Raw genomic sequence first — 26703 nt, 5'->3', positions numbered from 1 at the left:
GGCGGTTTGGCCGCCTCCTCGTCGTTGGAACTCCTTCCCAGGTGGGGACGTGCGAAAAGCTCGGGCGGAGCTCGGTCTCCTGCGGCCGGCTGGCGTATCCTGGCCGGCGATGCGATTCGGCGTCACGATCTTCCTGACCGACCGCTCGATCGGCCCCGCCGAGATGGCGCGTGAGGCCGAGGCGCGCGGATTCATTTCGCTGTTCCTCCCCGAGCACACTCACATCCCGACGAGCCGCGCGACGCCGGCGCCGATGGGGGAGCCGCTCCCCGAGCAGTACCGCCGCACGCTGGATCCGTTCGTTGCGCTCACCGCGGCCGCCGCGACGACCCAGAGGCTGAAGCTCGGCACCGGGATCTGTCTCGTCGCGCAACGCGATCCGATCGTCACGGCCAAGGAGGTCGCGACGCTCGATCTCGTTTCCGGCGGCCGGTTCGTGTTCGGCATCGGATTCGGGTGGAACGTCGAGGAGATCGAGGATCACGGCGTTACGTATCCCGAGCGTCGTGAGGTCGGCCGCGAGCGGGTGCTCGCTATGAAGCGGCTCTGGACCGAGGAGGAAGCGTCGTTCGACGGGAAGTACGTGCGCATCGAGCCATCGTGGGCGTATCCCAAGCCCGTCCAGAAGCCGCACCCGCCGGTGTGGATCGGCGGCGCCGGCGGGCCGGTGCTCTTCCGTCACATCGCCGAGTACGGCGACGGGTGGATGCCCATCGGTGGGAGGGGTGTTGCGAAGAACCTCGACGCGCTCCGCGCTGCGGTGACGGACGCAGGTCGCGATCCTGCGAGCGTCCGCGTCGTGCCGATGGGCACGATCCCGGAGCCCGGCAAGCTCGAGTACTTCGCGTCGCTCGGGCTCGACGAAGTCATCCTGAACGTGCCGACCGGAACCGCCGACGAGGTTCTTCCGTTCCTCGACCGCAACGCGAAGGCCGTCGAGCAGTTCGTTTCGTAGCCTTCAGTGGCCCCCGACCGTCACGGTTCCTTCCATGCCGGCGTCACGATGGCCGGGGATCGAGCAGTAGAACTCGTACGTGCCAACCGGCGCGTCCAGCGTGAACACCTTGGTCTCGTTCGCTTCCACGGCGATCTTCAGCTTGAGCGCATCGATCGTGAAGTCGTGTGCCAGAGGGTCGCCGTTCGCGAACGTGATCTTTGCACCGGGCGAAACCATGAGCTGCTTCGGGTCGAAGGCGATGTTGGCCGCCTTCAGGGTCAGACCGCCGGCGCTCGACCCACCACCGCCCGGCGTGATCGCTTTGGGCCTCGAGCCGGAGACGGTGCCGCTCGCCGTCGCGATGCCTCCGTCGAACGGGCTCGCCAACACGGGATAGTCCTCCGGTGTCGGTGGAGCGTCGCTCGCGACACTGATCACACCCAGCGCGCCCAACCCCGTGTACGCGAACGAGTGGTTCACGAACGGGTACTGGCCCTCGTCGGGGATGCTGAGCTCGAACATCGCGCCGCCGCCGGGGGCGACGTTCCACGTCTGGATGCCGTTGAGCACATTGGTGGGGTTGCCGTCCGGATAGACATGATCGAACAAGGCGCCGATGACGTGGAAGGCGTTCGTAAGCGTCGGGCCCGCGTTCATCACCCACAGCCTGATCAGCTCGTTCGGCCGCGCCACCAGCGGCTGGTCGAGATGCAGGTTGCTCCGGCCGTTGAAGACCACGTGGCTCGGCTCGGCGGCCGTCATGGCGGCGACGTTGCCTTCGAGCGCTCCCTTGACGGCCCGTGTGCCAGCATAGAACTCGCTCGACACGAGGACGTACTCGCGCGCGCGGGGGAGCGGATCCTTGGGTTCGACGATGATCGCCCCGTACATGCCGTTGGCGATGTGATGCAGCACCGGTGGGACGCCGCAGTGGTACATGAACACGCCGGGGAACCTCGCCACCCAATCGAACGTCAGCGACTTCCCCGGTGCGACCGGGACGTAGTTGACGTTCCACGGCGTCTGGGCGGCGTGGAAGTCGATCGAGTGCGACAGATTCACCGTGCTCTTGTTCGTGAGCGTGAAGCGAACGGTGTCTCCCTGGGTCACGCGGATCACCGGCGCCGGCGTTGAGCCGCCGAAGGTCCAAACCCGGTACTTCACCCCCGGCGCGATCTCTTGGACCGTCTCGATCGCGTCGAGGTTGACCTCGACGATCTTTCCGGAGCCGTTCCCGACGGTCCGGTAGGCGGAGTCGACCGCTTTGGTGCTGGCCTGAGGGCCGCAGGCGGCAAGGGCCAAAGCCAAACCGGCTCCCGCGGCGATCCGTACCAGGATCTTGGACTTCATCTTGGATTTCCTCCTCGAACTCTTCGGACCCATCACTGAACCACGACGGCCGTGACCATCCCGTGCATCCCGTGCTCGGATTCTGCGTGGGAGAGCACGTGGCAATGGAACGCCCACACGCCCGGGTTGTCCGCCTTGAACAGAACGTCGAACCGTTCGCCGGGTGCGATGGTCAGCGTGTCCCTGTAGAACGGCATCGGCACGGGGAAGCCGTCCGCGGCGATCACCTTGAAATGGAACCCATGCAGGTGCATGGGGTGCAGCAGCTGACCCTCGTTCATGAACCGCACGAGGATGTCTTGACCTTTGTTCGCAACGATCGGAGCCGTAGCCGGGAAGCCCTTGCCGTTGATCGTGTACCCGAGCGGTCCGTCGCCCAGAACCATCGTCTGCTCGACATCCCAGTCTTTCCGCTCCGGCTCGACGATGAGCGCGCCGAGCAGCCCCTTGCCCACCTGGATCGTGGCGTTGTGGTGCGAGTGATACATGTGCGTTCCCGGCTCGTCGACGACGGTGAACTCGTAGGTGAAGGAGTGGCCCGGCTGAACCGGAGGTTGCGTGATGTAGGGGACGCCGTCCATCGCGTTTGGCAGAGTGACGCCGTGGAGGTGGACGCTGGTCGACTCCTCGAGCAGGTTATGGAGCACCACCCGGACCTTGTCGCCCTTGCGAACCCGGATCTCGGGGCCGGGGATCTGGGCGTTGTAGGCGAACGCGTCGACGAACTGGCCCGGGGAGACCTCCCACCGGATCGCCTTGGCGGTCACGTCGAAGACCTTGAACCCGTCGACGAGGGTCGGTTGGAGGACTCGACCGCCGACGCCCTGCGTTTTGGCGGGGAAGGCCTTGATCCCGGCTTCGTGCGCCCGATCGATCTCTGCCGAGGTCATCGCACCGGTCTGAGTCGCGACCGGCGACTTGGCGGCCTCAGTCACGGTGAGCGTGCTCTCCATGCCGGCCCCTCGATGCCCTGCGATGGTGCACCACAGCGTGTACGTGCCGGCCCGAAGAGAGCGGATGTCGATCGTGTCGTACGAACTCGTGCCGAGCTCCCGCGTCGAATAGGTCCTTCCGGCGACGTCGATGGCCATCGCGTGGGGGACCTTTCCGTCGTTCTGCACGTGGAGGCGCACCGGCCCGGCCTTCGCCTCTCCGATCGCGGTGATCGTGAAGTCTCCCAGGGAGACGTGAACGATCGACGGCTCGCCGGCCCTACCGTCGGTGCCGCTGCAAGAGGCGATCAGCAGGGTCAGAACGGACAGCGCCACGACGACTTCCAGCGCACGCTTTCGATGATCCATGTCGTTCCTCCTCGAAGGGTTCGCCATCGAGATTCGGGCAGAAGCGACGTTCGGGCCAGGGTCGACCGGCCCGTCCGCGATGGGCCGATGCGCCCTGCATATGGACGGACCGGGGGGCGAGGCCGCCGTCCCGCTCGGGGTCGCGCTATCGTTTCCGGCGAATGAAAGGAGAGTGATGAGGTGAAGCTCACGCTCACTCCCGCGGCCGGGACCGGGCAGGCTCCGGCTCTGGTCATCCTCTCACTGGCCCTCGCGAGCTGAGCGGCAGGGCCCAACCTCCAGCGCAGCGTCCCGGACCCGAGCGGCGACGTGGCAGGCTTTTGGCTCGGGCTCTGGCAGGGCATCATCGCCCCGATCACGTTCTTCATCTCGTTGTTCGTCGACTCGGTCAACGTCTACGAGATCCACAACAGCGGGAACTGGTACAACTTCGGCTTCGTGCTCGGAGCAGGCATCCTTCTGGGCGGCGGCGCTGCCGGCACACGCAAACAGAGAAACTGAGCCGGCAGGCCCATCACCGCGGCGGACGGTCAGCGCAGGCGCTCGATCTCGCGCGGGACCTCTGGGGCAGGGGCGAAAGCCGTTACGGCACCAAGATGACCGCGGTCTTCTTGAGGTGCCGCACGACGTGCTCGGAGACGCTGCCGAGGAGGCGGTCGAGCCCGCCCACGCCGCGGCGGCCGAGCACGATCAGGTCCGGCTGCCATTCTTCGGCGGCGGCGACGATCTCGTCCGTCGGGTTCCCGAACCGGTGAGCGACCGTCGGACCGAAACCCGCCTGCTCGAGGGCCACGCGTCCGCCATGCGTGGCGCGCTCGACCTCATCGCGTACCCGCGCGGTGGCCTCACGTTCTCCCGGCGCGTTCTCGCCGGGTACGAGGGAACCCGGGTACAGGTGATACGAGAGCACGGTCAGCAGGCGAACCTCGTCCCGGTCTTGCTGGAGGATCCGGGCGGCCATCCGGCAGGCTGCGGTGGCGGCCTCGGAACCATCCGTTGCGATCAGAACCTTCATGCGGCCCTTCCCCCACTCGCCCGGCCGGTCGTCCGCCACACCGTCATGATCAACGCCGGAAGGATCCCGGCCGCGGCAACCAGCGCCCATTCTCTCAGGGTGGGGGACACCGTTCCGAAAACGGGTTGCAGCGCCGGCAGACCGACCACGAGCACCTGTAGCCCGATCCCGGTTCCCACGGCTCCAAGCAACCACGGGTTCCACCGGACGCGCCGCCCGCCGTTGGTGTGCCGAACCGCGTATGCGTAGAGAAGGTGCGCCGTCATGAGAACCGAGAACATCGTGGAACGAGCCTGGATCCAAGGTTCGTGCCACGCGAAGCGCACGATCATCAGGCTTGCCACGGCCGCGCCCGCGATGAGTACGGCACGGGCGAGCAGGCGGCCGAGCTTGGGGAGCGAAAGCAGATGGTCGGCGCGCGGGCGCGGCGGACGAGCCATCAAGCCGGGATCTACCGCATCGATCCCGAGTGCGAGCGCAGGGAACCCATCGGTGAGGAGGTTGATCCACAAAAGCTGGAGCGGCAGGAGCGGCACGCCGAGCCCGGGGAAGAACACGAGGCCGGTCACGACGACGAGGATCTCCGAAAGGTTGCCTGCGACCAGATACTCCACAACCTTCCGTATGTTGTCGTAGATCCCGCGACCCTCACGGACGGCGGTGACGATCGTGGCGAGGTTGTCGTCCGTCACCACCATGTCGGCCGCCTCACGGGCGACGTCGCTCCCCGAACGCCCCATCGCAACGCCGATGTCGGCCCGCCGGAGCGCCGGCGCATCGTTCACGCCGTCGCCGGTGACGGCGACGACCTGACCTCGCTTCTGAAGCGCGACGACGAGCGCGAGCTTCTCGTCGGGATCGACGCGTGCGTAAACGGAGGCGCTCAGCGGGTCGTCCGGGATCCCGGCTGCACGCAGATCCGAGCCGGTGACCGCAGGGACGTCGGAAGAAGCGATGCCCACCTCCGCCGCCACGGCTCGAGCGGTGCCGGGATGATCGCCGGTAACCATCAGGATCCGGAGGCCGGCCGCGGCCGCTTCGGCCACGGCACCCCCGGCCTCGGGGCGGACCGGGTCGCGCAGCGCTGCCAATCCCACCAGGACGAGATCGTGCTCGGCTGAGGAGGGGTCGCCCGGGACGGTGTCGACAACCTTCCGGGCGAGGGCGAGCACGCGGGATCCGGTCGCTGCCGCGCGCTCGGCCGTTTCGAGCGCCGCCCGCGCGGCCTCGTCCGTCAGGGGGAGCTCATCCGCTCCCGACATGATCCGACCGCAGAGGGGCACGACGACCTCCGGCGCGCCTTTCATCGTCATCAGTGCCTTCGAGCCGAAGGCGTGGACGGTCGTCATGCGCTTGCGCGTGGAGTCGAATCCCACCACGGCGAGGCGTGGACTCCCGGCACGGATCCGTTCGCATCTCTCGCGGCCGACGCCGCGCAGGAGCGCGATCTCCATCGGATCCCCGGTCGGTGGATCGATCGTTGCGTCGTTGTTGAGGGCAAGGACCGCAGCGACGCTATCGGCGACGGCGTCGGGCAAGTTCTCGAGCGCGCCGGCGAAGCATCCCGATGCCCAGATCGAATCGAGGCGCATCGTGTTCTCGGTCAGCGTCCCGGTCTTGTCGGTGAGGATCACTGTGGTCGAGCCGAGCGTTTCCACGGCGGGGAGACGGCGCACGATCGCCCCGTGTCCGGCCATGCGCCTGACCCCCAGAGCGAGACCAACCGTGACCACGGTCGGGAGCCCTTCGGGCACCGCCGCGACGGCCAGCGCCGCAGCAGACAAGAAGGCCTGCTCCGCCCCGTCCGCCGTGAATCCCAGGCGAAGCATCGTCAAGCCGAAGACCGCGAAGGCAACGCCGACCGCAACCGCGCCGAGCCTCCCCGTCAACCGGCGGAGCTCTCGCTGCAGCGGTGTCTGAGGCTCGCGCTCGTCGAGTCCTTTGGCGATCGCGCCGAACCTGGTGTCCGCGCCGGTTCGGGTCACGACGGTCGCTCCCGAGCCGTGAACGACGAGCGTTCCCGAGAACACCATCCAGGGTTGCTCGCCGGTACCGGCGCCGTCGACGCGTACGGCGCCGGGATCCTTCGCGACGGGGAGCGACTCCCCGGTCAACATCGATTCGTCCACCTCGAGCGAATGGGCATCGACGACGAGGGCGTCCGCCGGTATCCGGTCGCCGGCGGTCAACAGGACGACGTCTCCGGGGACGACGTCGGCTGCGGGTACCTCTTCGACCCGGCCGCCGCGGCGCACAACCGCTCTGGGGGTCTCCATCTTCCTGAGCGCCTCCAGGGCGTTCGCGGCTTTGCCTTCCTGGACGAATGCGATCGTCGCGTTCGCCGAGACGATGGCGAGGATCGCTAGCGAGTCCACCCGCTCTCCAAGGCCGAACCAGGTTACGGCCGCGGCCGCGAGGAGGAGGAGGGCCATAGGCTCGAGGAACTGTCGCCCGGCTCGGTGGAACCAACCCTCTCGCCGCGGCGGGGGAAGCTCGTTGCGGCCGAAGCGGCCGAGCCGCGAGAGGGCTTCCGCCGGCTCCAGGCCCCGCCGAACAGCTTCCGTAAGGTTCGTTTCCGCGATCGGGCGGACGTTTGCCTCCGGCACCGATTCGGTCGTCTGCATCTATGACCTCTCGTACGAAAGTTACGGGGAAGGGTCGGCGAAGCGCACGGCGACCACCCCCGGCGTGCTTCGGGCAAGGAGCTCGACGAGCTTGCGCGCCGAGACGTCATCGGGGCCGGTGAGCGTCACGATGCCGTCCGCAACAGAGGCCGCGAAGCGACCCAGGAGCATTACCTCGTCGTCCAGACGATCCTGCAGCTCCGCCTCGATGCTCGCGTCGCTGCGGGCGAGGACCTTGAGGACGTCTCTCCGGCTGAGCATGCCGACCACGCGCGATCCTTCGACGACGGGTACCCGCTTGATGCGATCTTCGAGCATGAGGCGAACGATGTCGGTGACGTCGGCGTCCGGCGTGACGGTTATCACGTCGCGGGTCATCACCTGGCCGGCGGTTTCGGGGATCGGGCCTTCGCGCCGGGGCATCGGGATGAGGTGCCGTCTCGGGTCGGGATCTGCCTGGAGGGTGACGACATCGGCTTCGGTCACGATGCCCACGAGGTCGCCCGTATCGTCGACCACCGGAACGGCGCTGATGTCGTTGTCGACGAGGAGTCCGGCCAGCTCCTTGAGGCTCGCCCCGGGCGTGACTTGGATGACCGGGGTCGTCATGATGTCCTTCGCCTTCATCGGACCCACCTCCGATCCAACCGTAACCGCCCACTTCCCCGATCGACAGGCCGAGTGGCAGGATGGGTAAGGGACTTCCGGCCCTTCGATCGCGGGTCCGAAAGGCGGAGAGTGTGACGTGAACACATTTCCCTCGGATCGCGAGGCCGACGTCGTCCTGCGCGACGGTTCGACGGCTCACGTCCGGCCGATACGCCCCGAGGACGAACCGGGGATGCTCGCATTTCTCAAGGGGTTGTCTCAGCAGGCCGTCATCTTCCGATTCTTCTCCGGCGGCGTGAATCTGGAATCGATGGCGCGATGGTCGGTCGACGTCGATCATCGCGATCGGTTCGGGCTGGTTGTGACGATCGGTCCTGGATCCCGGGTTGCCGCTCACGCGTCGTACATCCGCACGGAGAGCGACCGCGCCGAGATCGGTCTGGAGGTGGCCGACGACTTTCAGGGACACGGCCTCGGGACGATCCTCATCGGTCATCTCGCCGAGGCGGCCGCGGCGAACGGGATCGCGGTGTTCGAAGCGAAGGTGCTCGCCGAGAACCACCGCATGATCGATGTTTTCCGTGAGATCGGATTCCCCATCCAGATGCGCTCCGAGCCCGGGCAGATCGCGTTCGAGTTCCCAACCGAGCTGACGGCGGAAGCGCGTGAGCGATTCGAAGGCCGCGAGCAGACGGCCGCAGTCGCGGCGTTGCGGACGTTCCTCGCACCCCGCTCGGTCGCCGTCGTCGGCGCGTCCCGTCGGCGCGGCACGATCGGAGGCGAGATCCTGCACAACCTCGTCGCCGATGGGTTCAACGGTCCCGTCTTCCCGGTGAACCCGAAAGCGGAGGTGGTCCAGTCGATCATCGCCTACCGCTCGGTCGAGGACGTTCCCGGCCCGCTTGATCTGGCCGTGATCGTCGTGCCCGCCGCGGCCGTCGTCGAGGCCGCCCTCGAGTGCGCACGGAAAGGGGTGCGCGCGCTGGTCGTCATCTCATCCGGGTTCGCGGAGGTCGGCGAGGAGGGGATCGAGCGTCAGCGCGAGCTTCTGCGGGTCTGCCGCGATTCCGGGATGCGCCTCATCGGACCGAACTGCATGGGCATCCTCAACACGGCGCCCGAGGTCCGTCTCAACGCCACCTTCGCGCCCACCTTCCCACCTCACGGCCGGGTCGGATTCCTCTCACAGTCGGGCGCGTTGGGGCTCGCGGTCATGGACTACGCGTCCACGCTTGGGCTCGGTCTCTCGTCCTTCGTTTCGGTGGGAAACAAAGCCGATATCTCGGGCAACGACCTCATCCAGTATTGGTCGGACGACGAGGAAACAGATCTGATCCTTCTCTATCTCGAGTCGTTCGGGAATCCACGGAAGTTCGCGCGCCTTGCTCGCCGGATCGCACGCGAAAAACCCATCGTCGCGGTCAAGAGCGGACGATCCCAAGCCGGCGCCCGGGCCACGTCGTCGCACACGGGAGCGTTGCTGCAAGCTTCGGACGTCACCGTCGACGCGCTGTTCCGGCAGGCCGGCGTCGTCCGGACGGACACGCTGGCGGAGATGTTCGACGTCGCGACCCTGCTGGCGAATCAGCCGGCGCCCGCGGGGAATCGCGTGGGGATCCTCACGAACGCCGGAGGGCCGGCGATCCTTTGCGCCGATACCTGTGAAGCCTCCGGCTTGGTGGTGCCGCCGATCGATGAGGACGTGCGCCGGCAACTGGCGGAGTTCCTGCCTCGTGAGGCGTCGTTCGGGAATCCGGTGGACATGATCGCGTCCGCTTCGGCCGAGGACTATCGGCGTGCCCTCGGGATCTTCGCCGCGTCTGAGGGGATCGATGCCCTCGTCGTCATCTTCATCCCACCGCTCGTCACGCGAGCCGAAGACGCAGCCGTCGCGATCCGCGCGGCGGTCGAGGAGCTCCCCCGTCCGATCCCGGTTCTCTGCGTCTTCATGTCGGCGCGAGGCGTGCCGCAACAGCTGCGCGACGAGCGTGTACGCATCCCGTCGTACGCGTTCCCCGAAGACGCCGCGCGCGCGCTCGCTCGCGCCGTGGCGTACGGCGTTTGGAAAGCGACACCGGAAGGCCGGTTCGTCGAGTACGACGACCTGCGCGTGGACGAGGCCGCCTCGGTGATCGCCGGTGCTCTCGGCGACGGGCCCGGATGGCTGGGACCCGAGCAGGTCGCGAGGATCCTCGAGTGCTACGGCCTTCCGATCATCGAGTCTCGCATCGTTCGCACCGCCCGCGAAGCCGGACGCGTCGCGGTAGAGCTCGGAGGTCGGGTGGCGCTGAAGGCGGTAGCACCGCGCCTCGTTCACAAGACCGAGGCCGGTGCCGTGCTTCTCGGGCTCGAGGGCCCGACGAGCGTGGAGAAGGCGGCGCGCGAGATGCGTGCTCGGATCGTCGACGGCGGGGGCGAGGTCGACGGTTTCCTGATCCAGCCTATGGCGCCCTCCGGCGTCGAGATGCTCGTCGGGGTCGTCAACGACGCCGTCTTCGGACCCGTCGTAGCTTGCGGCGCCGGAGGAACCGCGGTCGAGCTCTTGAAGGACGTTCGCGTACGCATCACGCCGCTCACCGACCGGGACGCACACGACATGATCCATTCCCTGTCTACCTATCCGCTGCTGGACGGCTACCGCGGCGCGCCGAAGGCCGACGTCGAGGCGCTCGAGGAGGTTCTTCTTCGCGTGAGTTCTCTCGTCGAGGCGCATCCCGAGATCGCGGAGATGGATCTGAACCCGGCCATCGTTCATCCCGAGGGCGCCGTGGTCGTCGACGCGCGGATCCGTGTCGATCTCGCGCCGCCCCGGGAGCCACTGGGCGCTAGGCGTCCGCTTTAGCGAGCTGCGTTTCCTTCACGACCGGCGCCTCGATCTCGAGCTCGGCTGCGATCCGTACCGCCCATCCGCGGATGCGGTGCAAATCCCGGGAATCCGCGTCCGGGATACGGAGTGCACGCGTCACGGCCCGCTCCGGCAGGGTCAGGCGGCCGCGCTCGATACGGCCGGGGAACACGTGGTGCCCCCGTGGGTGGATCGTTTCGACGAGCTCGGCCACATCGGCGGGGTCGCCTTCGGGTTTCGGTGGGTTGCCGACCGGTCCGCTCGAGAACAGCCAGACCGGGAGCGTCGACAATGCGTGTGCGTTTCGCGTGACGAACTCCTTCGCCGGCTTGAGCCAATGCCCGGCGTATACGGCGCTGCCGATGACGACCGCGTCCACGTCTCGGACCTCGGCGACCTCCTCGACGGGCAGAACCGCGACTTCGAAGCCACGGAAGGTCAGCGTCTCACCGATGGCTTTGGCGATCTCGGCCGTCGCAGCGTGTTTCGATGCTGCGGTAACAAGAACCTTCATGACCTTCTCCTTTCGCGTCGCGGCAATTCATGTCTCCAGGGCGTGCCGCGCCGTCGCGAGGATCCACAGTCCGACGTTGACGACCGCGAGCCAGATCAACACGACCTCCGAGCCCGTCACGAGTCCGGCGATTCGTCGGTCATGAGTCCGGCGTACGCGGCGACGCGCAACACCCACCGGTTGAGGCCGAGCACGACATCGAAGACCGGCTCCGGAGCTGCGCCTCCACGCGAGCCGGATACGCCGGTGTGTCTGCCATCGTCGACATCGTGGTCACCCTCTTCGATCGGGTCGATCTTCCGAGACCACTCTGTCCGGTGGGGGACGGGATGATCAGGGCCGACCGGCCCAGCGCGTGAAGGCGGGACGGACGAGCGTCGGGCCGGGAGTGCTCCCCGGCCCGACGGAGATGCCTTGGTGCGTTCTAGAGGATCAGACTCCTGCCGGGTGTGCCGTCCGCGGCACGAAGACCTCCTCGACGTGAGACACCTTGCGCAGGTGCCAGAAGCCGAGGATCGTCAAGATCCCCATCGCGCCGGCGAGCACGAAGGATGCGATCGCGGCGATGAAGGCGATCTGTCCGACCTTCCAGAACGCATAAGCGTTGAGAAGGAGACCGCGGAGGGTCTCGCCTTTGAAGACGGTGTCGCGAGCCGCCGTAACGTCGGCGAGCTTCTGCTCCAGCGCGGGCAGCCCGGGGTCCTTGTTGGTCTCAGCTGTGGCGATCTGAGCCCTGATTCCACCCTGGACGGTGCCGAGTTCCGCGTACGTACTCCCCGCGTAGTCGGTACCTTCACCGATGTCGGCGATGTGCACACCGATGTAGTGGTCGGCGTACGCCTGCGCCTGAGCGCCGGTCGTGAGCTGCTTGCCCGCGTACTGCGAGATGTACGGGCCGATCCGGTCGTCCTTCAAACCTGGGTTGTCCGCCTTGGGGAAGAAGATCTGCTGGGAACTCAGTTGCTGGGTGACGTTGTCGTTGGCGAAGTTGTACCCGACGAACAGCAACGCTCCCGCGACGAGGAGCACGACGACGATGACTGCTCCCCCCGTCGTCATCAGCAGGTCGAACGTGCGACGCTTCATGGCTTCCTCCTCTTTCCTCGCCCGATCCTCCGTGACCGGGCCTCGTACATGAGGCTATGTGTCTGCAACACCTCCGCCAGGGGCCGAACAGCCTCGTGCCGGGATGCTCTTCCGGGTCTCGTCCGGGCCGAACGGCCCCTCCCGGGGGTCCCGAACGGGGCGAACCGGACATCGACCCGCCCTCAGAGAGAGCCGAATCTCTTACGCGCGAGCCGGGCGTGCCGGTACCCCTCCGCGGCGAAGTCGCACGACGGCGGGTCGCTGCAGTGCGGGTTCCCTTCGCGGGTCGCGAAGTTGTAGTTGCACCCGGGGCAGAAGACTTTGTACTCCTCGGGCAGGTACGGGCATTCGTACCAGCTGCAGGATCGAGTTCCCTCCCCCGTGACGAAGTCGAAGCTGCATCCGGGGCACTGAACGAAGGCCGGAGCGCCTTCGGGTTTGAGTGCTATGCGTCGGAACCATGCCATGGCGCTCACCTCCAACCTTGTGATCCTTGGTTCGATCCTGAGACGCCACGACGTCCGGCAGTAGGGCCTTTAGCCTCCTTTCTCCACGGTCCCTTCTGGAGGCCGCCTCCATCCGGCCCGAAACGGCGCGGGCGAAGGGCCCTAGCGCGTCTCAATGCTGAGCCGCATCGTCGATGGGACGAAGAGGGGTGAGCGGTCATGATTACGTTCGCAGCCGGAGCCGATGTCATGAAGGAGACATTCGCAGAGCGGGCTCGCTTGGTTGAAGTGTTGGGAACGCTGTGCGGATTGGCGCCCCATGAGAGCGCGGATCACTGTGGCGCGGCCTCGTGTGGATACTTCGACGAAGCCAAAGGCCGCTGCGGGCTTCTCGTCTTGGATCTGCCGTCCCGCCTCGGCCCGGAGGCGATGCGCTGGTTCGTCGCCCATCGGACGACCAAGGACCTTCTCGATACCGCAGGCGCGGACGACGTGCTGCGCGCCCGAACCTGTTCTTTCTGAGCGGCCGGCCTCGCGATCAGGCTTCGACGGTTGCGTGGCGAGCGACGTATGCGGCGGCCTCGGCGCGACGCCCAACCTCGAGCTTCATCAGGACGCTCGAAACGTAGTTCTTGACGGTCTTTTCGGCCAGTCCGAGGGCCAGGGCGATCTGGCCGTTCGTCCTTCCTTCTGCGATCTGTTCGAGGACCCGCTCTTCTTGAGGCGACAAGCGCGCAAGGCGAGGATCGCCGAGGAGATGCTTCCCTTTGCGCATCCGATCCATCGCCGATGCGGTCAGGCCGGGGTCCAGAAGCGTCTCCCCGGCGCCGAGGGCCCGGATCGAAGCGACGATGTCGTTCCCCAGGACCTGTTTGAGGACGTATCCGGACGCGCCGGCCGCGATCGAGGCGAACAGGGCTTCATCGTCCGCGTAGGAGGTCAACATCACGACCTTCGTTTCCGGACGCTTGGACCGGATGTCACGGGTTGCCTCGACGCCGCTTCCGTCGGGGAGCCGGACGTCCATCACCACGACGTCCGGCCTGCATAGGTCGGCCAGGTCGACCGCCTCTCGCACCGTCCCCGCGTCGCCGACGACCTTCATGTCTTCCTGGGAATCGAGCAGCGCGCGGATGCCGTTGCGTACGACCTCGTGATCGTCCACGAGCATCACGCGCAGCCTTTTCTGCCTTGCGCTCAGAACGAACACCTCCATTCCCACGGCGACCGTACTCGCCGCCGGCATCGGTCATCCAGGCCGAACGACCCCTCGCCATGAGGCCGACCGGCCCGCTGATACGCTGAGGTCGTTATGACCCGGGATGCTGCCACAAGCATGGAAGATGCCCTCGTTCGGGCGGCGCTTGCCCTGACGTCGGACCTGTCCCTTCCCGCCACGCTTCAGAAGATCGTGGAGTTGTCGGCAGAGGTCGCCCACGCTCGCTACGGAGCGCTCGGCGTCATCGCGCCGGATGGCGGTACCCTCCAAGAGTTCGTCACGCACGGCATCACGGAAGAGCAACGCCATGCGATCGGCCGGCTCCCCATCGGACGAGGGATCCTCGGCGTTCTCATCACGGACGCGCAGCCGCTGCGATTGAAACGGATCCAGGATCACCCTCGGTCGGTCGGCTTCCCCCCGAACCACCCGCCGATGACCTCGTTCCTGGGGGTGCCGATCGCCATCCGTGGGAGGGTATTCGGGAACCTGTATCTCACCGAGAAGCGAGGTGCACCCGAGTTCTCCGAGTCGGACGAGGAGGCGGTGATCCGGCTCGCCGCCCAAGCCGCCGTGGCGGTGGAGAATGCGCGGCTCTACCACGCTGCGCAGATGGGTCAGCGGCGTCTCGAGGCGGTCAACGAGATCACTCAGGCGATCCTCGGAGGGCGTCCTTCAAACGAGGTGCTGCGATTGATCGCCGCGCGGGCGCGGGAGCTGGTCGACTCCGCGGTGGCCACCATCGCGACGCCGATCCCCGGGGGCAGCGAACTCGTGGTTCGCGTCGCGGTCGGCGAGCGCGCGGACCTGCTCGAGGGAAGCACGTTCCCGGGGGAAGCTGCTCTTTCGGCGGAGCTGATCGCGAAGGGGGAAGGCCCGGAACCGAACGATCTGTCGGCCGATCCGCATCTCCCACAACCGCTCGTGGAGCTGGGCGACATGGGGCCGGCGGTCTTCGCGCCGCTGGCGGTCCGAGACCGCGTCTTCGGCACGCTCGCCGTGGCCAATAGGGATGGTGGACGGGGATTCACCGAGGAAGATGCGAGCGTGGTCCGTACCTTCGCCGCACAGGCTGCGGTCGCGCTCGAGCAGTCCCGCATCCAGGGGGAGCTGCAGCGCCTGGCGCTTGTGGAGGATCGGGAACGCATCGCGAAGGAGCTTCACGACGACGTGATCCAATCCTTGTTCGCGGAGGGGATGGCGCTCCAGGCTTCCCTCGCGATCGTGAACGACCCATCGGCGATGGAGGCACGGCTCGTCCAGGCCGTCGAGAACATCGACCGCGTCATCCGCGACCTCCGCAACTACATCTTCGGTCTGCGGCCGGGGGTCGCCGCAGACCGGCAGCTCGACCGGTCGCTTCGCGACCTCGCTGCGGGCTTTGCCAAAGGATCACAAGCGGAGATCGACGTGTACTCGGACGACGGAGCCGTTTCCCAGCTCGCGGGGCGGGCGTCGGACGTTTTGTCCGCCGCGCGAGAAGCGATCTCCAATGCGGTCCGCCACTCCGGCTGCGACCACATCACGGTGAGCCTGAACATGGCCGGGGACGCCGCCCTGCTCGAGATCGCCGACAACGGCAAAGGGTTCGAGCTGGGGCAAGTGATGGGGCGCGGGCAAGGGCTCCCCAATCTCCAGGACCGGGCTGAATCACTCGGCGGGGATCTGGAGATAGAGTCGGAGCCGGGCCGCGGCACTTGGGTCCGCGTCCGTATCCCGATCTGAGGCGAATTTGAGCGAGAAGAGCGCCGGTCTGATCCGCGTCATGCTCGTGGACGATCACGAGGTCGTGCGGCAAGGGCTCAAGGCGATGCTGGAGTCCACGGGTGAGATGACCGTGGTCGCGGAGGCGGGCTCGGTAGCAGATGCCGTCGAGCGCGCCGGGATCGGAAGGCCGGACGTTATCGTCATGGACGTCCGCCTGGCGGACGGGAGCGGGATCGAAGCAACCCGGGAGATCCGCGCGAAGCGCCCGGAGATGCAGGTCATCATGCTGACTTCGTTCGCCGACGATGAGGCGCTCTTCGCTTCCATCATGGCCGGGGCGTCGGGCTACGTCCTCAAACAGGTGAAGGGGGACGAGCTCGTCCGTTCGATCCGGGCGGTCGCCGACGGCAAGTCGCTGCTCGACCCATCGGTGACCGGCGCGATCCTGGACCGGTTGCGGAAGACCAAGGATCTGCTCAAGGACGAGAAGCTTGCGCGCCTGTCGCCCCAAGAGGAGCGCATCCTCACTCTTGTGGCTGAGGGAAAGACGAACCGAGAGATCGGCGAGGCGTTGAAGCTCGCCGAGAAGACGGTCAAGAACTACGTTTCCGCGATCCTCGCCAAGCTTGAGGTATCACGACGGGCCGAAGCGGCCGCCTACCTCGCGCGACGCACCACTCCGCCCGGTTCCTGATCCCTCTCTTAGGGTCAATCCCAGGTTCTGACGATCTCGTAGCCAGCTGCCTCGACGGCGCCGAGGAGGTCATCGCCGGTCACGATGCCGGGGTCGAAATCGATGTGCGTCCATCCGATCACCGGGTCGACCTCCGCCTTCTGCACTCCCGGGAGAGATGCGACCGTGCGCTGCAGGGTTGTGGCGCAGCTCGTGCAATGGATGTTGCGCACGACGAAACTCTCGTAGCCCTTCGGACGATCGAGCGTCTGTGTCATCTCGGGCCTCCTCTCTGGTGCCACGATGCCCCCTCGTCCGTGCACCCGCCAGGGCCGTCCGCCCGTCCAACGAGGGGTCCTGTGGCCCCACCGGACGAGGGCGGACGGCCCTGTCTTGTTCGCCCGATGAGGCCGACGCTTAGGCCGAAACCGAAGGAGGTGAGATCGCCCAAGGGCGCGACCATGTTCATCTACTACTTCGTTACCCTGGCCGTACCGTACGGCCGCGCCGAGGCGCGGCTGACCGAAGCGTTGGGCGGCTTGCGAGAGCTGGCCGGCGCCGCGTACCGGGAAGGCGAGGAGATCAGGGCACGTATCGGTCCCGGTGTCGATCCCCGGTTGCTCGCGAAGACCGTGCGTCTGGATGTGGGGCACCCGAAGCGTGCGGAGTCCGACGTCACGATCCCGCTCGTCTGGGAAGCCACGGGGGCGCGGGTGCTCTTTCCTCGCATGGAAGGCGACCTCATGCTCGCCGCGATGGGTTCGGAGCTGACCCAGCTGGTCTTCCGCGGAACATACCGTCCGCCGCTCGGCATCCTCGGCCGCGCGCTCGACCGAACGATGCTCCACCGCGTCGCCGAAGCGAGTGTCAAAGCCTTCATCGAACGCATCGCGGCGGCGATCACGGCGGATGTCCCGATCGAGGATGGGGTCCTCAACTCGGGCCAGAGGAGGGAGCCATGAGGGTCGACGAGATCATGACGACGTCGGTGAAGACCATCGGGGAATACGAGCCGTTCAAGAGGGCGGCCGAGCTGATGCTCGAGGCCGACGTCAGCGGGATCCCGGTCGTGGACGACACCGGAAGACTGGTGGGGATCGTCACGGAAGCCGACCTCATCAGCAAAGAGGCGTACCCGCGGACCTCAGGAAACCGGCTGCTCAGGGCGCTTGCGACCGCGCTTCTCGATCCCGTCGCGGGCTGGAGGCGCAAGGCGGAAGGTACGACGGTCGGCCAGGTGATGACGACCGGCGTGAAGACCGTGGAACCGCAGGACCACGTTCGGTTCGCCGCTCGCTCGATGCTCGAGCACGGCGTCAAGAGGCTTCCCGTCGTGGATGAGAAGGGCATGCTCGTGGGGATCGTGTCCCGACACGACTTGCTCTGGATCTACCATCGCAGCGACTCCGCGCTGCAGGAAGCGGTTCGCAAGATCCTCGACCGGACCTTCTTCCTGCCGCCCGAAAACGACGTGACGGTACTCGCGAAGAACGGGATAGTCACCCTGCATGGGACGGTGTTCCGGGAAAGCGACGTGGAAGTGGCGCCGGCGATCGTCCGCGGCGTCGAGGGCGTTGTGGACGTGGTGACGGACCTGGAGTATCGGGAGAAGGATCCCATGGTTCAACGGCGGCACGCGGGCGTTTGAGGAGACGCCGGAAAGACGAGAGGAGATGGATGCGATGCGAGTGAGCCGGATCGTGGTCGGACTGGATGGATCCGAAGACGGCGAGCGTGCTCTCGAGTGGGCGGCGACGCTCGCTCGTGACCTCGATGCCGACATCGTCGCCGTGCACGCTGTGCCCTTGATCATCAACACACCCCCCGCTCTGCCTGTGGTCGTGGACGATCGAGCGCTGATCGAGGAGTTGCGAGTGATCCTCGATGATCAGTGGTGTGCGCTGCTCCGAAAGTGGGAGATCCCTTACCGCTCGTTCGTCGAGCGAGGAAGTCCGGCCGACGTGATCATGGCGACGGCGGATCGCGAACGCGCCAAGTTGATCGTGGTGGCCTGCCGGGGTCGTGGCGGCTTCAAGGGTCTGTTGCTCGGGAGCGTGAGCCAGCAGCTGACCCATCACGCCCGTCAGCCGGTCGTCGTCGTCCCCGCCGAGAAGCGGTAGACCTATGGACGTCCGCCCCTTCTCGCTCTTCTTCGCGATGCTGACCGTGGCGGCCGATCTGTTCGTCGTGGGCGCCGTCGTCCTTGCTTTGGCGGGCCGATGGTCGGGCGCCGCCGCGGAGGTCGCCCGGAAAACGCGCGCTTGGATCGCGCCCGCTGCTCTGCCGTTCGCGTGGCTCGTCGCGGTCACCGCGACCGCGGGAAGCCTCTTCTATTCCGAGGTCGCCGGGTACGTCCCGTGCCGGCTGTGCTGGTATCAGCGGATCGGCATCTATCCGCTCGTGCTCATCCTCGGCATCGCCGCACTGAAACGGGACACCGGCATCCGACGCTACGCGGTGCCGCTGACGCTTGCGACCGCGGCGATCTCGGCCTACCACTATCAGCTGCAACGATTCCCCGGACAGGGAAGGCTCTCGTGCGCCGCAGAGGCGCCGTGCACGATCACGTGGGTGTGGCAGTTCCACTACATCTCTATCCCGTTCATGGCGCTCTCGGCATCCGCGTTGATCGCGACGCTCCTCGTGATCGCACGCCCTCCGAACGACATCCCCGTCTTGCCGGGGGACGCCGAACAGGAAGCTCGTCGAAAGGAAACGGTGCGGGCATGAGTCAGGCAACGAAGACCAAGAACAAGCGTCACGGCAAGGCCCGGGTGCGACAGGGTCGGCGTCCGGCGAGCGGCGCTCGCCCCGTCCACACGGCGAAACGGACCCCGCGCCGTCGGAGACGCAAGCTATCCCCGATGGTCGCGGTCGGCGCGACGGTCGTCGCGCTCGGGATGGTGGCCGCGATCCTTTCGCTCGGCGGGGGCGGCGGCGATGCCCCTCCGTCGTGGGCGGCGGTCGAGATCGACGGTGGATCACTTCCGTCCTTCGCTCGTGCGGCGGGGGATCCTGCGATCGGGATGAAGGCGCCCGTCGTTCGGGGCACGGACTTCGGCGGCGGTGAGGTGGTCATTGCTCCGACCGGGCGACCACAGGTCGTGGTGTTCCTTGCGCATTGGTGTCCGCACTGCCGTAACGACGTTCCCGCACTCGTCTCGTGGTGGAAGGATCACGGGATGGTGGAGGGAGTCGACGTGTACGCCGTGTCTACCTGGGCGGATGCGAGTAAACCCAACTTCCCGCCGGGTAGGTGGCTCCGAGAGGAGGGGTGGCCGGTCCCCACGCTCGTCGACGACAAGGACTCGAGCGTCGGCCGGGCCTTCGGCCTGCACGGCACTCCGTTCTGGGTGTTCCTCGATGAGACGGGTCGCGTGGCCGGCCGACTGGAAGCCGAACTGGGCGGCGCGGGGTTGGAACGCGCCCTCGAGATGCTGGGGGCTCAGGCGAGCACGGAACCTGCCGGGTGACGGAGCACGTTGTTCGCCGCGTCGAGCGCTCGATCCGTGTTGCGCTTCAACGTGCTCAGAGCGTGAGCGCTGAGGCGCTCGCACACCCAGTCCCAGTGCATCGATACGCGATCGCCCGGTCGCAGATCCGTAACGAAACCCATCCCGTCGATCGAGCCCACCGCCCGTTCGATCCTGGGCCCGCCGAGCGCGAGGGCCACGCCGTCGAACAGGAGTGGACGCGACCGGACGAATACGGCTGCATCCTCGATCTGCTCGACGGTGCCCCACCTGATCCGGCAGCGATCGAGCACACGGAGCGGCTCAACGGAGCGGCCGAGTCGCAGCATGCCCACCCACGGATACACCACGAAGACGTGGAAGTTGTGGTGCGGGACGCTCCCGTTCATCGGCGTGTCCGATAGCGCCGCCCACCGCCGGCCCATACGCGGCTTGAAAAGCTCCTCGACGAACCGTCCGAGGTCGACGGTCTCGACCCTTCGGAGCAGACGGTTCCCAACCCAATAGGCTTCGACGACGCGGTCGTCGAGCGGATCGGCGATCCCGTTGGCCGTCGCGATCAGACTCAGGTACGGCCACGCGCCCTCGAAGCCACGCGCGAGCCGCACCAGATCTGGTCCCGCCGCCCTTCCGGCCGCGCCGTGTTCGAGCACGGCACGAGCGTCTTCCGGACCGCAGTAACCGAGCGCGTTCGGCGCGTATGCGTAGCGGCAGAACCGGATCGCGCCGGCGGTCACGGCGAGGCCGTCACCGTCCCGCGCGTCCGAAGCGATCCCATGACGACCGCAACGACGCCGATCCCGATCAAGACCAGGCCGTTCAGGTTCGGGCCGATCGGATCTCCTTTCACGATCGAGGTGAGCGCCGAAGTAACGATCTGGCCGAACACCAGCACCGCCGTTACGTCGATGGCCTGCGCACGAGCGAGCCCGGCGAACCAAGTGGCGACGAAGCCGGCCAGGATCGCGCCGGTGACGAGGACCCACTTCCATTCCTGGGCGCTCATGCCGGCCAGGTCGTCGAAGCGGGAGCTCACCGTCACGTAGCCGATCAGGATGGCCACGCCGATGCCGAGCCGGGCCGCCGCGGCCGCCGAGGATCCGACGTCGGCCAGGAGCCGTTTCGCGACCACGAACTCAACCGACCACAACAGCGTCGCCGCGAGGACCATCGCTTCGCCTTCGTGGAGGCGCAGCGATCCCAGCCCGTCGACCAGCGCGATCTGTCCGGCGATCAGCAGTCCGATGGCGCCGGCGTGGAGCGCCGTGATGCGCTCGCGGAGGAGCGGCACGGCCAGCAGCGCAACCCATACGACGAGCGTCTTGTGGATGAAGCCCGCGCGGAGCGGCGAGTCGGCCCGGGCGAGCCCCTCGAAGAACAGCACGAACGACACGCTCCCTCCGACGACGCCCAGCGTCAGGAGGCCGGCCCATGCCGCGAACCCTGGTCGCGCTTCGCGGTGTCGTGGCGCCGACCGTCGGCGTCTTCCGGCGGCCAGCAGGGCAAGCAAGACCGATGCGGCTACCATGTTCTTCGCCGTCGTGTACACCGTGGCATCGCGGACCTTGCCGACGTACTCGCTGTTCACGAACACGGCGACCCCGCTGATGCATGCCGCGACGAACGCGAGCGCGAGACCCCAGCCCCGCGTACGCGGGATCCGCTCCAGTCCATTCATGGCCGGTCCTCCTGGTCACGGGCTTGCGCTATGAGAGCCGCCAGTTCCTTTGCATCACTCTCGTCCATGCGTTCGACGGCCATCCCGGCGCTCGCGAGGACCCAGTCGCCGGGAGCGACCGGCGTGCCTTCCAGCGTGAGAAGGGCCACCGACAAGCGCCGCTGCTGCCCCCGCATCTCGACGAGCGCTTCTTCTCCGGCCGCATCGATCTCGAGTACGAGGGCGGGATCACTCATGCACATGCAGCGGATACCTCCTCGACGAGCGTCTCGACGAGCTGCTCGACCGCTGCGTGAACGCGGGTGCTCAGCGCGTCGCCCGCCTCGAAATGGGCCCCTGCGATCCCGAGGAGCACGAGCCGGCCGGGCAACCGGTCGAGGATGCGGGCCAGCTCCACCGCGTCCCCGAGCCCGAGCGCGTGGGACGAGTCGCGGCGGGGCGACGCCGGCAAGGTCGTACCGGCGGTCCGGTCGATCTGGACCCGATAGATCTCACCAACGAGACCGTCTGCGCGAACGGCGTCGATGACGTACGCGATCCGCACGTCGTGCCACGCATCGAGCAAGCCGGCAGGCTCGCCGTCCTGTTCCATGACCTCGACGCCGTTCGGAAGGCGGCCGCGTAGGAGGCGCGCCGCTTCGATGCCGGCGCCGTCGTCGCCGCGGAATGGGTTCCCGACGCCGATCACTACGACCCGGCCGATGTCGGCGGCTTCTCCGTCGTGGCTCATAGATTTTCCACTCGCAGATCGAGGAAATGGGTCGCGCAGGAGATGCACGGGTCGTAGTTCCGGATCGCCTGCTCGCAGCTGTGGGTCAGCTCGTCGTGCGACAGGTCCAATCGCGGCTCCACGAACGCGCGGAGGTCGTCTTCGATCTGCGATTGGTTCTGCGAGGTCGGGGGCACGATCCGTGCTTCCGTGATCTCGCCGTCGGCGGCGATCGCGTAGCGATGGTAGAGCGTGCCCCGGGGCGCTTCGGTCGCGCCGTGGCCGGTCCCGGTCCGCGGTGGCACCTCGACGGCCGGACGTTCCGGCTCCTCGTACCCCTCGATGAGCCGCGTCGCCTCGTCGCATGCGTGCAGGAGTTCGACCGCCCGCACCACGATGCTCCGGAACGGGTTGCGGCAGACGCGTCCGAGGCCGGCCTCCGAAGCCGCCTCGCGTGCGATCGGAGCGAGCTTGTCGCGGCTGAGCGCGTACCGGGCGAGGGGGCCGACCATGAAGCGCCGGCCATCGCGCAGACGAGCGTGCAAGGCGTTGGAGTGCTGCACCTGCTCCTCGACGATGTGCTCGTCGAAGGCGGATACATCGACCTCGAGGTCGTCGCCGATCGCCAAACGGCCGTCGACGACCGCGTACTCGGTGGGGTGGCGGAGCCCGACGAACAGGTAGTCCTGCTCGAAATCCGGGAACTCGAGGCCGGCCGTCCAGCGCACCGTCGTCAGCGCCTCGTCGCGGGCGCGGCGCAGGGGTTCGGCGAGAAGGCCGATCTCGTGGCGGGTGGGCGCTCGGTAGAAGCCGCCCACGCGGACGTTGATCGGGTGGATCGACCGGCCGCCGACGGTTCGGAGGATCTCGTTCCCGGCCTTCTTGATCCGAAGACCCATCTCGATCAGGTCGCGGTGATCGGCCGCCATCGCGATGGCGCTCGGATATCCGAGGAAGTCGGGCGCGTGCAGCAAGAAGATATGGAGCGCGTGACTCTCGATCCATTCGCCGCAATAGAGCAGGCGTCTCAGGTCGCGGATCTGGGGGCTCACCGCGACGCCGCACGCGTCCTCCATCGCGTTGCAGGCGCTCATCTGGTATGCGACCGGGCAGATCCCGCAGATGCGCGCCGTGATGTCCGGCGCCTCGGTGAACCCTCTGCCGCGGAGGAATGCTTCGAAGAATCGGGGCGGCTCGTAGATCTGCAGCTCGACGCGTTCGACGCGGCCGCCCCGGGCGCGGACCAGCATCGCTCCTTCGCCCTCGACGCGGGCGAGCGCGCCGACGCGCAGGGTGTGGTTACGCGCGTGCGTCATTCGCGTCGCTCTCCTCCCGGAACGCCGCCGCGTCGGCGTTGAAGGTTCGGAAGACACGAGCGATGTTCTTCCGCGTGACCCCGAGCTGGATGAGCCGGCCCGAGAGCGAAGCGGTGTTCGGCGACTCCATCGGCCCGAAGCAGCCGTAACACCCGCGCGCGTACGAAGGACACAGGGCGCCGCAACCGGCCTGCGTCACCGGACCGAGGCACGGCTCTCCGCGCGCGACCATCACGCACACGGTGCCCCGGCGCTTGCATTCGACGCACACGCTGTGCGGTCTCACGGTGGGCTTACGGCCGGCGAGATAGGCGGTGATCACCTCGACGAGCTGCCCTTTGTCGATCGGGCAGCCGCGCAGCTCGAAATCGACCTTGACGTTGTCGGCGATCGCCGTCGAGTGTTCGAGCGTGTCGATGTACTCCGGCTTCGCGTACACGATGCGGGTGAACTCCTCGACGTCGCGGAAGTTGCGCAGGGCTTGGATCCCGCCGGAGGTCGCGCAGGCGCCGATCGTGATGAGCATGCGCGACGCCTTCCGGACCTCCTTGATCCGCTCCGCGTCGTGCGGGGTCGTGATCGAGCCTTCCACCAAGGACACGTCGTATGGTCCGCGCACGGCCGCGCTCGACGCCTCCAGAAAATGCGCTATCTGCACCGTGCCGGCGAGTGCGAGGAGGTCGTCCTCGAGGTTGAGTACGGTCAGCTGGCAGCCGTCGCACGAGGCGAACTTCCAGACGGCAAGCTTCGGGGCCTTGGGCATCAGATCTCCCGGATGGCCATCAGTCTCGCCACGATCTCGTATGGGTACACGGGTCCTTCCTTGCAGACGAACGTCGGTCCGAACTGACAGTGCCCGCAGTGTCCGATCGCGCACCGCATGTTGCGTTCCATCGATACGTGGATCGACGACGGGTTCAGACCGCGATCACCGAGCGCCGCGGCGACGAAACGCATCATCACCTCGGGACCGCAGAGCATCGCGACGGCGGAGCCCGGGTCGAACCGCGCTCGCGGGATCAGATCCGTGATGAGTCCGACGTTACCGCGCCAGTCCGGCGTCGCGCCGTCGACGGAGATCGCGACGTCCATGTCGAAGCGTCCACGCCACCGTTCCAGCTCTCGCCGGAACAGGAGCAGGTCCGGCGAGCGGGCGCCCACCAGGACGGCGACGCGGCCGTATCGCTTGCGGCGCGCGATGATCGCCTCGACGACCGGCTTGAGCGGCGCGAGGCCGATGCCGCCGCCGGCGATGACCAGGTCGGCGCCCTCGGCCGACTCGAGGTCCCAGCCGGTCCCGAACGGGCCGCGAAGTCCGAGGACGGCGCCTCGTCGCGCGGCACACAGCGCGCGCGTCACGGCACCGACCGCTCGGATCGTGTGCTCGACGCGTGCGCCACGCGCTCCGCTGAAGGAGATGGGGGCTTCGCCGACACCGAACGCGTAGAGCATGTCGAACTGTCCGGGTCGGAAACGTAACGGCTCTCCGTCGATCGGCTCGAGGCCGAGCGTCACGGTGTCCGCAGTCTGCCGGCGCTTCGCCGCGACCCGGAAGCGCCGGGGCAGCATCGGCGCCGGGGCGATCTCAGCTCGATCGAGCATGTCCGTATAGATCGAGTAGCCGGACACGAGCGGACTGCATCCGGGCGCTCATCACGTGCGCGAGCTTCTGCGTGAGCTGGTATCCGAGGCGAGGATCTTCGTCGCACTTGGCCCGGCTCCACCGCACGCGCGTCGAACTGCCAGCGGTACGGTGGGAAAAGCCAGGAAACACCCAGGATCTCCGCTTCGCCGACGGTATCGACGACGAGCGGGCCGCGGTCGGGCGAGGAGATCTCGAGCGCGACGAGTCCTGATCGGACGACGTAGAAGAGACCCGCGGGATCGCCCTCGCGCGCTATATAGCGCCCCTCGGCGAAGTGCACGTTCGAGCCGCAGCCGGCGATGAACTCGATCGCTTCCCGATCGAGGCCTTCGAAGAACGGGTGATCCTTCAGCAGATCGTGGATCTCACGGGTCGTCATCGGTCGCCACCTCCCCGGGTGAGGCAGGGTGCTCGCGGATCGCGCGCACTTCCTCGGTGATGTCGATCCCTACGGGACACCAGGTGATGCAGCGGCCGCAGCCAACGCACCCCGACGTCCCGAACTGGTCGATCCACGTCGCGAGCTTGTGCGTCATCCATTGCCGGTACCGCGAGCGGGTCGAGCCGCGCACCGCCGAGCCGCCGAGCTCCGAGAAGTCCATCGTGAAGCACGAATCCCACGATCGCCACCGCTCGGCGTGGTCGCCGGTGAGGTCGGTGGTGTCCTCGACCGAGCTGCAGAAGCAGGTCGGACACACCAGCGTGCAGTTCGTGCACGCGAGGCACCGGGACGCGACGTCGTCCCACCGCGGATGGTCGTAGTTTCCGTAGAGCAGCTCCTTGATGTCGTCGGTGCGCATCTCACGGCCCATCGATGCGGCGGTGCGTTCGACGACCGCCGCTCCTTCACTCTCGTCCGACTCCAGCGCCGGCCGGTTCGCGATCTCATCGATCAGCTCGGCGCCCCGATCGGTTCCCACCTCGACGAGGAACCGATGCTCACCTCCGTCGAGCAGCTCGGTCAGCCCGAGGTCGTAGCCTGGTCCGGCCTTCGGGCCCGTCCCCATCGACACGCAGAAGCAGGTCCCGCTCGACGTACCGCAGTTGAGCGCCACGATGAAGGCCTGCTCCCGCCTGACGGAGTAGGTGGGGTCGCGGTACGGCCCCATGAAGACCCGGTCTTGCACGCGGATCGCAGCGAGATCGCATCCCCGCACCCCGAGGAATGCGAACGCCGGATCCTCCCGCGCGTTCTCTTCGACGACGAAACCATCTCCGTCGCGCCGCGCGCGCATCAGCAAGGTGCTCGGCGGGAACAGGAACTTCTTCCACGAGTGCGGCCCGACGGCGTAGCCGAACAGCGCGTCGTCGTCGCGGCGACGGAGCCGGTAGGTCCCGGCTTCCTGCTCGTCGGTCCAGCCGGCGGGAAGGTCGGCGATCGAGCGGACCTCGTCGTAGACGATCGCCTCTTCGCGGAGGGTGGGCCCGACCACCGTGTACCCGCGGTCCCGGAGCGCGGCGATCAACGCGTCTAGACCGGGGCGGTCGATCACGCGCACAGGATCCACTTCGCCTCCGCGCCGGGTATCGGTTGAAGCGAACGGCGTCAGTCTCTC

The 26703-nt window shown here is 67.3% G+C and carries 30 protein-coding genes and 1 pseudogene; 11 read left to right on the top strand and 20 right to left on the bottom strand.

Going from position 1 to position 26703, the window contains the following annotated elements; all coding sequences use genetic code 11:
- Nucleotides 1-109 precede the first annotated feature (109 nt).
- Nucleotides 110-955: an LLM class F420-dependent oxidoreductase gene (locus WEB06_19315; protein MEX2557767.1), complete on the top strand. Its 846-nt coding sequence runs from the start codon at nucleotides 110-112 to the stop codon at nucleotides 953-955.
- A 3-nt stretch (nucleotides 956-958) separates the two neighbouring features.
- Here the strand turns inward: WEB06_19315 and WEB06_19310 are convergent, their stop codons facing one another.
- Nucleotides 959-2287 (bottom strand): multicopper oxidase domain-containing protein, encoded by a 1329-nt coding sequence (locus WEB06_19310; protein MEX2557766.1) that lies wholly within the window; start codon nucleotides 2285-2287, stop codon nucleotides 959-961.
- A gap of 32 nt (nucleotides 2288-2319) precedes the next feature.
- On the bottom strand, nucleotides 2320-3588 hold the full coding sequence (locus tag WEB06_19305) for a multicopper oxidase domain-containing protein (GenBank protein MEX2557765.1): 1269 nt from the start codon (nucleotides 3586-3588) through the stop codon (nucleotides 2320-2322).
- A gap of 309 nt (nucleotides 3589-3897) precedes the next feature.
- On the opposite strand from WEB06_19305, the gene WEB06_19300 reads away from it, so the two are divergent.
- Complete coding sequence (locus tag WEB06_19300) at nucleotides 3898-4089, top strand: hypothetical protein (GenBank protein MEX2557764.1); 192 nt, start codon at nucleotides 3898-3900, stop codon at nucleotides 4087-4089.
- An 82-nt stretch (nucleotides 4090-4171) separates the two neighbouring features.
- On the opposite strand, the gene WEB06_19295 is transcribed toward WEB06_19300, so the two are convergent.
- The 3 genes from WEB06_19295 to WEB06_19285 are packed head-to-tail and all read right to left on the bottom strand — an operon-like array spanning nucleotide 4172 to nucleotide 7854.
- Nucleotides 4172-4642 carry a universal stress protein gene (locus WEB06_19295; GenBank protein MEX2557763.1) on the bottom strand — a complete coding sequence of 157 codons (471 nt, stop codon included), beginning with the start codon at nucleotides 4640-4642 and terminating at the stop codon, nucleotides 4172-4174.
- Nucleotides 4600-7227 (bottom strand): cation-transporting P-type ATPase, encoded by a 2628-nt coding sequence (locus WEB06_19290; GenBank protein ID MEX2557762.1) that lies wholly within the window; start codon nucleotides 7225-7227, stop codon nucleotides 4600-4602. Before WEB06_19290 ends, WEB06_19295 begins: the two co-directional genes overlap by 43 nt.
- A gap of 21 nt (nucleotides 7228-7248) precedes the next feature.
- Entirely contained in the window at nucleotides 7249-7854 is a 606-nt protein-coding gene (locus tag WEB06_19285) for a CBS domain-containing protein (protein ID MEX2557761.1), read from the bottom strand.
- A gap of 118 nt (nucleotides 7855-7972) precedes the next feature.
- On the opposite strand from WEB06_19285, the gene WEB06_19280 reads away from it, so the two are divergent.
- Entirely contained in the window at nucleotides 7973-10678 is a 2706-nt protein-coding gene (locus WEB06_19280; GenBank protein ID MEX2557760.1) for a GNAT family N-acetyltransferase, read from the top strand.
- Here the strand turns inward: WEB06_19280 and WEB06_19275 are convergent.
- The 4 genes and pseudogenes from WEB06_19275 to WEB06_19260 form a co-directional block, all read right to left on the bottom strand.
- The gene (locus WEB06_19275; protein MEX2557759.1) at nucleotides 10662-11195 is read right to left on the bottom strand and encodes a flavodoxin domain-containing protein; all 534 of its coding nucleotides are present in this window, start codon (nucleotides 11193-11195) and stop codon (nucleotides 10662-10664) included. The genes WEB06_19280 and WEB06_19275 overlap by 17 nt on opposite strands.
- A 125-nt stretch (nucleotides 11196-11320) precedes the next feature.
- A pseudogene (locus WEB06_19270) lies at nucleotides 11321-11410 on the bottom strand (DUF4389 domain-containing protein).
- 217 nt (nucleotides 11411-11627) lie between these two features.
- Nucleotides 11628-12281, bottom strand: a complete 654-nt coding sequence (locus WEB06_19265) for a hypothetical protein (protein MEX2557758.1) — start codon at nucleotides 12279-12281, stop codon at nucleotides 11628-11630.
- A 182-nt stretch (nucleotides 12282-12463) separates the two neighbouring features.
- Nucleotides 12464-12748, bottom strand: a complete 285-nt coding sequence (locus tag WEB06_19260) for a hypothetical protein (GenBank protein ID MEX2557757.1) — start codon at nucleotides 12746-12748, stop codon at nucleotides 12464-12466.
- Nucleotides 12749-12946: 198 nt separating this feature from the next.
- On the opposite strand from WEB06_19260, the gene WEB06_19255 reads away from it, so the two are divergent.
- Complete coding sequence (locus WEB06_19255; GenBank protein ID MEX2557756.1) at nucleotides 12947-13249, top strand: hypothetical protein; 303 nt, start codon at nucleotides 12947-12949, stop codon at nucleotides 13247-13249.
- A gap of 16 nt (nucleotides 13250-13265) precedes the next feature.
- On the opposite strand, the gene WEB06_19250 is transcribed toward WEB06_19255, so the two are convergent.
- Nucleotides 13266-13898 carry a response regulator transcription factor gene (locus WEB06_19250; GenBank protein ID MEX2557755.1) on the bottom strand — a complete coding sequence of 211 codons (633 nt, stop codon included), beginning with the start codon at nucleotides 13896-13898 and terminating at the stop codon, nucleotides 13266-13268.
- A gap of 165 nt (nucleotides 13899-14063) precedes the next feature.
- Here WEB06_19250 and WEB06_19245 point away from each other — a divergent pair, with 165 nt between their 5' ends.
- Nucleotides 14064-15671 carry a GAF domain-containing sensor histidine kinase gene (locus tag WEB06_19245; protein MEX2557754.1) on the top strand — a complete coding sequence of 536 codons (1608 nt, stop codon included), beginning with the start codon at nucleotides 14064-14066 and terminating at the stop codon, nucleotides 15669-15671.
- A gap of 40 nt (nucleotides 15672-15711) precedes the next feature.
- Nucleotides 15712-16347, top strand: a complete 636-nt coding sequence (locus tag WEB06_19240) for a response regulator transcription factor (protein MEX2557753.1) — start codon at nucleotides 15712-15714, stop codon at nucleotides 16345-16347.
- A 14-nt stretch (nucleotides 16348-16361) separates the two neighbouring features.
- On the opposite strand, the gene WEB06_19235 is transcribed toward WEB06_19240, so the two are convergent.
- Nucleotides 16362-16604 (bottom strand): heavy-metal-associated domain-containing protein, encoded by a 243-nt coding sequence (locus WEB06_19235; GenBank protein MEX2557752.1) that lies wholly within the window; start codon nucleotides 16602-16604, stop codon nucleotides 16362-16364.
- A 159-nt stretch (nucleotides 16605-16763) separates the two neighbouring features.
- Here WEB06_19235 and WEB06_19230 point away from each other — a divergent pair, with 159 nt between their 5' ends.
- From WEB06_19230 to WEB06_19210, 5 genes are read left to right on the top strand one after another with little or no spacing between them, the layout of a single operon-like run.
- Nucleotides 16764-17288, top strand: a complete 525-nt coding sequence (locus WEB06_19230; GenBank protein ID MEX2557751.1) for a hypothetical protein — start codon at nucleotides 16764-16766, stop codon at nucleotides 17286-17288.
- Complete coding sequence (locus WEB06_19225; protein ID MEX2557750.1) at nucleotides 17285-17974, top strand: CBS domain-containing protein; 690 nt, start codon at nucleotides 17285-17287, stop codon at nucleotides 17972-17974. The genes WEB06_19230 and WEB06_19225 overlap by 4 nt, the downstream gene beginning before the upstream one ends.
- Before the next feature lie 25 nt (nucleotides 17975-17999).
- On the top strand, nucleotides 18000-18446 hold the full coding sequence (locus WEB06_19220) for a universal stress protein (protein MEX2557749.1): 447 nt from the start codon (nucleotides 18000-18002) through the stop codon (nucleotides 18444-18446).
- Between the two features lie 4 nt (nucleotides 18447-18450).
- Complete coding sequence (locus WEB06_19215; protein MEX2557748.1) at nucleotides 18451-19056, top strand: disulfide bond formation protein B; 606 nt, start codon at nucleotides 18451-18453, stop codon at nucleotides 19054-19056.
- Nucleotides 19053-19799 (top strand): TlpA disulfide reductase family protein, encoded by a 747-nt coding sequence (locus WEB06_19210; GenBank protein ID MEX2557747.1) that lies wholly within the window; start codon nucleotides 19053-19055, stop codon nucleotides 19797-19799. The genes WEB06_19215 and WEB06_19210 overlap by 4 nt, the downstream gene beginning before the upstream one ends.
- Here the strand turns inward: WEB06_19210 and WEB06_19205 are convergent.
- From WEB06_19205 to WEB06_19165, 9 genes are read right to left on the bottom strand one after another with little or no spacing between them, the layout of a single operon-like run.
- Nucleotides 19772-20536 (bottom strand): DUF6390 family protein, encoded by a 765-nt coding sequence (locus tag WEB06_19205; GenBank protein ID MEX2557746.1) that lies wholly within the window; start codon nucleotides 20534-20536, stop codon nucleotides 19772-19774. The genes WEB06_19210 and WEB06_19205 overlap by 28 nt on opposite strands.
- Nucleotides 20533-21477, bottom strand: a complete 945-nt coding sequence (locus WEB06_19200; GenBank protein MEX2557745.1) for an EamA family transporter — start codon at nucleotides 21475-21477, stop codon at nucleotides 20533-20535. Before WEB06_19200 ends, WEB06_19205 begins: the two co-directional genes overlap by 4 nt.
- Nucleotides 21474-21713 (bottom strand): HypC/HybG/HupF family hydrogenase formation chaperone, encoded by a 240-nt coding sequence (locus tag WEB06_19195; GenBank protein MEX2557744.1) that lies wholly within the window; start codon nucleotides 21711-21713, stop codon nucleotides 21474-21476. The genes WEB06_19200 and WEB06_19195 overlap by 4 nt, the downstream gene beginning before the upstream one ends.
- Nucleotides 21710-22207, bottom strand: coding sequence for a hydrogenase maturation protease (locus tag WEB06_19190; GenBank protein ID MEX2557743.1), 498 nt, complete (start codon nucleotides 22205-22207; stop codon nucleotides 21710-21712). The genes WEB06_19195 and WEB06_19190 overlap by 4 nt, the downstream gene beginning before the upstream one ends.
- Nucleotides 22204-23502 carry a Ni/Fe hydrogenase subunit alpha gene (locus tag WEB06_19185; protein ID MEX2557742.1) on the bottom strand — a complete coding sequence of 433 codons (1299 nt, stop codon included), beginning with the start codon at nucleotides 23500-23502 and terminating at the stop codon, nucleotides 22204-22206. The genes WEB06_19190 and WEB06_19185 overlap by 4 nt, the downstream gene beginning before the upstream one ends.
- The gene (locus WEB06_19180) at nucleotides 23486-24265 is read right to left on the bottom strand and encodes an oxidoreductase (GenBank protein ID MEX2557741.1); all 780 of its coding nucleotides are present in this window, start codon (nucleotides 24263-24265) and stop codon (nucleotides 23486-23488) included. The genes WEB06_19185 and WEB06_19180 overlap by 17 nt, the downstream gene beginning before the upstream one ends.
- Nucleotides 24265-25131, bottom strand: coding sequence for an FAD/NAD(P)-binding protein (locus WEB06_19175; protein ID MEX2557740.1), 867 nt, complete (start codon nucleotides 25129-25131; stop codon nucleotides 24265-24267). Before WEB06_19175 ends, WEB06_19180 begins: the two co-directional genes overlap by 1 nt.
- Nucleotides 25014-25526: a cyclic nucleotide-binding domain-containing protein gene (locus WEB06_19170; protein MEX2557739.1), complete on the bottom strand. Its 513-nt coding sequence runs from the start codon at nucleotides 25524-25526 to the stop codon at nucleotides 25014-25016. Before WEB06_19170 ends, WEB06_19175 begins: the two co-directional genes overlap by 118 nt.
- Nucleotides 25513-26646, bottom strand: coding sequence for a 4Fe-4S dicluster domain-containing protein (locus WEB06_19165; protein ID MEX2557738.1), 1134 nt, complete (start codon nucleotides 26644-26646; stop codon nucleotides 25513-25515). The genes WEB06_19170 and WEB06_19165 overlap by 14 nt, the downstream gene beginning before the upstream one ends.
- Nucleotides 26647-26703 lie beyond the last annotated feature (57 nt).

It is taken from the genome of Actinomycetota bacterium (assembly GCA_040905475.1).
Classification (GTDB): domain Bacteria; phylum Actinomycetota; class AC-67; order AC-67; family AC-67; genus DATFGK01.
This window is presented reverse-complemented; position numbering and strand designations above follow the sequence as displayed.

Bases quoted from the DNA above. Each gene is read 5' to 3' on its own strand.
- WEB06_19200 (MEX2557745.1), bottom strand. From the start codon at position 21,477: ATGAATGGACTGGAGCGGATCCCGCGTACGCGGGGCTGGGGTCTCGCG.
- WEB06_19260 (MEX2557757.1), bottom strand. From the start codon at position 12,748: ATGGCATGGTTCCGACGCATAGCACTCAAACCCGAAGGCGCTCCGGCC.
- WEB06_19220 (MEX2557749.1), top strand. From the start codon at position 18,000: ATGGATGCGATGCGAGTGAGCCGGATCGTGGTCGGACTGGATGGATCC.
- WEB06_19210 (MEX2557747.1), top strand. From the start codon at position 19,053: ATGAGTCAGGCAACGAAGACCAAGAACAAGCGTCACGGCAAGGCCCGG.
- WEB06_19240 (MEX2557753.1), top strand. From the start codon at position 15,712: ATGCTCGTGGACGATCACGAGGTCGTGCGGCAAGGGCTCAAGGCGATG.
- WEB06_19245 (MEX2557754.1), top strand. From the start codon at position 14,064: ATGGAAGATGCCCTCGTTCGGGCGGCGCTTGCCCTGACGTCGGACCTG.
- WEB06_19195 (MEX2557744.1), bottom strand. From the start codon at position 21,713: ATGAGTGATCCCGCCCTCGTACTCGAGATCGATGCGGCCGGAGAAGAA.
- WEB06_19290 (MEX2557762.1), bottom strand. From the start codon at position 7,227: ATGCAGACGACCGAATCGGTGCCGGAGGCAAACGTCCGCCCGATCGCG.
- WEB06_19305 (MEX2557765.1), bottom strand. From the start codon at position 3,588: ATGGATCATCGAAAGCGTGCGCTGGAAGTCGTCGTGGCGCTGTCCGTT.
- WEB06_19250 (MEX2557755.1), bottom strand. From the start codon at position 13,898: ATGCTCGTGGACGATCACGAGGTCGTACGCAACGGCATCCGCGCGCTG.
- WEB06_19310 (MEX2557766.1), bottom strand. From the start codon at position 2,287: ATGAAGTCCAAGATCCTGGTACGGATCGCCGCGGGAGCCGGTTTGGCT.
- WEB06_19215 (MEX2557748.1), top strand. From the start codon at position 18,451: ATGGACGTCCGCCCCTTCTCGCTCTTCTTCGCGATGCTGACCGTGGCG.
- WEB06_19275 (MEX2557759.1), bottom strand. From the start codon at position 11,195: ATGAAGGTTCTTGTTACCGCAGCATCGAAACACGCTGCGACGGCCGAG.
- WEB06_19225 (MEX2557750.1), top strand. From the start codon at position 17,285: ATGAGGGTCGACGAGATCATGACGACGTCGGTGAAGACCATCGGGGAA.
- WEB06_19255 (MEX2557756.1), top strand. From the start codon at position 12,947: ATGATTACGTTCGCAGCCGGAGCCGATGTCATGAAGGAGACATTCGCA.
- WEB06_19235 (MEX2557752.1), bottom strand. From the start codon at position 16,604: ATGACACAGACGCTCGATCGTCCGAAGGGCTACGAGAGTTTCGTCGTG.
- WEB06_19190 (MEX2557743.1), bottom strand. From the start codon at position 22,207: ATGAGCCACGACGGAGAAGCCGCCGACATCGGCCGGGTCGTAGTGATC.
- WEB06_19265 (MEX2557758.1), bottom strand. From the start codon at position 12,281: ATGAAGCGTCGCACGTTCGACCTGCTGATGACGACGGGGGGAGCAGTC.
- WEB06_19180 (MEX2557741.1), bottom strand. From the start codon at position 24,265: ATGCCCAAGGCCCCGAAGCTTGCCGTCTGGAAGTTCGCCTCGTGCGAC.
- WEB06_19170 (MEX2557739.1), bottom strand. From the start codon at position 25,526: ATGACGACCCGTGAGATCCACGATCTGCTGAAGGATCACCCGTTCTTC.
- WEB06_19315 (MEX2557767.1), top strand. From the start codon at position 110: ATGCGATTCGGCGTCACGATCTTCCTGACCGACCGCTCGATCGGCCCC.
- WEB06_19185 (MEX2557742.1), bottom strand. From the start codon at position 23,502: ATGACGCACGCGCGTAACCACACCCTGCGCGTCGGCGCGCTCGCCCGC.
- WEB06_19285 (MEX2557761.1), bottom strand. From the start codon at position 7,854: ATGAAGGCGAAGGACATCATGACGACCCCGGTCATCCAAGTCACGCCC.